Below are 637 nucleotides of genomic sequence, written 5' to 3' on the forward strand. Positions count from 1 at the left end.
AACGTCCAGATATTCAGTAATCACGGTGACGCTGCCCGCGGGCTTATGGGTCTTGAAGGTAAACAGCAGCTCTTTGGCGCGGGCCGTCGGGAACATTTCATTACGGATAAAGCCGCGCATCAGAAAGTCCAGATGGAACATACCGTCCTGCCACATCAGATCGTTGCGGTTTGCCATGTAACGCTCACGCCAGGCGGTGGTTTCATAGGCCACGTTGTCATCACGCTTGATTTCCAGCTCGTCAATTGCATCCGTCATGAAGTGCATGCGGCGAATGCTGCGCTTCATGTCGTTCGGCAGGGTGTTAAAGGTGTTGGTGCCCTGCGCGGGCATATCAATCTGCAAACGCTCAAGACGCGGCAGATACATACGCAATGCCTGCGGCTTGTTGGTTTCGGCAATGACTTCAAGAGTCGGGCTGTCCGGGTCGCCGTCCTGCTTGGCCGCAATATCGACCTGAATCTGCAGTGACTCGCCCAGCATGGTAACCAGTGAGGTCAGCTGCTGGCCGTCTTTGAGCTTCAGGGACAGATCAGCAAAGGACACGATAAAGACCTGTTCACCCTGCGGGGCGAGCGCCGCGGGCACATCCAGTTGTTTGTACTGCTCCAGCGTACGGAAGAAGGTCGCCGGAATA

The 637-nt window shown here is 55.7% G+C and carries 1 protein-coding gene; it reads right to left on the minus strand.

Annotation, left to right across the window (positions count from 1 at the left end):
• The coding region (locus P0Y67_RS22755; RefSeq protein ID WP_342393712.1) for a major capsid protein P2 at positions 1-637 on the minus strand (637 nt) is incomplete at both ends.

The sequence above is a fragment of the Photobacterium sp. SP02 genome (genome assembly GCF_038519165.1).
GTDB classification, from domain to species: Bacteria; Pseudomonadota; Gammaproteobacteria; order Enterobacterales; family Vibrionaceae; genus Photobacterium; species Photobacterium halotolerans.